Annotated in this window: 3 protein-coding genes; all 3 read left to right on the top strand. The window is 49.2% G+C overall.

Going from position 1 to position 2,406, the window contains the following annotated elements; genetic code table 11:
* The first annotated feature begins 149 nt into the window (after window positions 1–149).
* Window positions 150–1,103, top strand: coding sequence for a calcium/sodium antiporter (locus KKA81_17280; protein MBU2652682.1), 954 nt, complete (start codon window positions 150–152; stop codon window positions 1,101–1,103).
* Between the two features lie 72 nt (window positions 1,104–1,175).
* The gene (locus tag KKA81_17275; GenBank protein MBU2652681.1) at window positions 1,176–1,754 is read left to right on the top strand and encodes a TerD family protein; all 579 of its coding nucleotides are present in this window, start codon (window positions 1,176–1,178) and stop codon (window positions 1,752–1,754) included.
* 81 nt (window positions 1,755–1,835) lie between these two features.
* Window positions 1,836–2,406, top strand: a 571-nt coding sequence (locus KKA81_17270) for a TerD family protein (protein MBU2652680.1), incomplete at its 3' end; no start/stop codon positions are given.

Raw genomic sequence — 2,406 nt, 5'->3', positions numbered from 1 at the left:
GATTTCGACGCACAAGAGAAGGCGATGGTGTCCGAAATTACGCGCGAGCTGGGCCTGAATCCTGCCGATTTTGATCTATAAATTCTCTGTAACAACTGAGTTATCGTTGGGTCGTAAGGCCCTGTAATCTCCTGCTGACTGGAAGCTCTATGCACGAACTCGAATCCTACCAACTGGTAGTAATTGCACTTGGTGCGATTGCCTTTGGTGTATATCTTTTGGTCAAAGGTGGTGATTGGACCATCGATAATGCAGTGATTATCGCTGAGAAATCTGGCCTCTCCAAGCTATTCATCGCAGCCACTATCGTTGCTTTCGGCACATCGGCACCGGAGCTCTTTACGTCTATCAACGCCAACCTCTCCGGATTTCCCGGTATTTCGGTTGGAAATGTGATTGGTTCGAACATTGCCAACGTCCTGATGGTTGTTGGTGTATCTGCGATCATCGCGCCGATAGTGTTTTCACGGACAGAGGTGCGCGTTGACACAATCGTCATGCTTATAGCGACAGCCGCAATGACAGCTGCTGTGCTGAATGGGCTCTTGCCGCGTTGGGGCGGCTTCGCAATGCTCGCTGCAATCGTAATTTACGTCATCTATCAGTTTAGAGCCTCAAAACTGGATTTAGGTGATGACGATGATGAAGAAGTGGGGACGTCGCGGTCAGGTCTGATGCTTGCCATTGGCATTCTGACGCTGCTGATCGGCTCTGAAATACTTGTTCAGGGCGCTGTAGCAGGTGGTCTTGCGCTGGGTGTTCCGGAGGCAGTAATTGGCATGACTATGATAGCATTTGGGACGTCTTTGCCGGAACTAACAGCCTGTGTGTCTGCAGCGAGGAAGAACCAATCCGACATGATCGTCGGCGGTATCATAGGGTCGAACATCTTCAACATTTTCTCAGTGATGGCATTTTCGGCGATTGCAAAGCCGCTTATCATTGACGAGCGTTTTGCACAGTTTGATCTGGCTGCCGTCATTGCCGTGACACTCTTGTTTGCCCTGTTCTTATTGTTCACTGGGCGGATCGGAAGACTTGTTGGCGCTTTGATGGCCTTTAGCTATCTGGCATTTACTGCGGCGCAATATCTTATATTCTGATGAGCAAAATATCGGCTGATTATCCTTGTGATGAATGGCTTCTAATAAACGGATCTACGGAAAGGATCAAAAATGGCACTTACTCTTTCAAAAGGCCAAAACCTGTCACTTACCAAAACAGAACCTGGCTTGACCAATGTTTTGATTGGCCTTGGATGGGACGAGCGGCAGACTGACGGTAACGAGTTTGACCTCGACGCCTCAGCATTCATGCTTTCGACTTCAGGGAAGGTCAGAGGCGATTCAGATTTTATCTTCTACGGGCAAATGAAGTCAGCATGCGGCTCTGTTGAACACACAGGCGATAATCGAACCGGAGAAGGCGATGGCGACGATGAGGCATTGAAGGTTGATCTGAGCAAGATTCCAGACGCGGTGCAAACTGTTGCAATTACAGTCACGATCCACGACTTTGAGGCGCGGCGTCAGTCTTTTGGACAGGTATCGAACGCCTTTATTCGTGTTGTGAATGATAAGACGGGGAAGGAAGTCGTGAGATATGACTTGACCGAAGACTACTCAACCGAAACCGCGATGGTCTTTGGAGAGCTTTACCGGAATAACGGCGAGTGGAAATTCCGTGCAGTTGGACAGGGATATAGCGGTGGATTGGCCGCGATGTGCGCTCAGTACGCCGTGAATATCAGCTGATTGTGGACTGCACAGTAGCATCAACCGCTTCAACACAAATTTCGTCGAGTACTCTACTTAACTTCATATAAGGAAATCAAAATGGCTGTATCACTGAAAAAGGGCGGAAATGTGTCCCTAAGCAAGGAAGCGCCGGGACTTAGCAAGGTCACAATTGGACTTGGATGGGATCCGCGCGTCACTGACGGAGCAGAATTTGATCTAGACGCTTCAGTATTTGTCTGTGGCGAAGATGGCAAGGTCATCTCGGACAAACACTTTATCTTTTATAATAATGCCACAAGCCCGGACGGATCGATCGAGCACACTGGTGATAACCGCAGCGGCGAAGGCGAAGGTGACGACGAGCAGGTTAAGGTGAACCTTGGTTCCGTGCCCGCAGATGTCAAAAAGCTAGTATTTGCCGTGACCATTCACGATGCAGCGTTGCGGAAACAGAACTTTGGGCAAGTAGCCAATGCGTTTATGCGCGTAATCAACCAAGATGGTGAAAAAGAACTCGCTCGCTATGATCTGTCCGAGGATTACTCTGTCGAAACAGCTATGATTTTTGGTGAAGTGTATCGTCACGGTGATGAGTGGAAATTCAAAGCCATCGGTGGAGGCTTCGAAGGTGGCCTGGGGCCACTCGCGTCTTCACATGGCGTAAACT

It is taken from the genome of Bacteroidota bacterium, from assembly GCA_018831055.1.
Lineage (GTDB): Bacteria > Bacteroidota > Bacteroidia > Bacteroidales > B18-G4 > M55B132.
The sequence above is the reverse complement of the archived record's forward strand: the minus strand, read 5'-3'. Positions and strand labels throughout refer to the sequence as shown.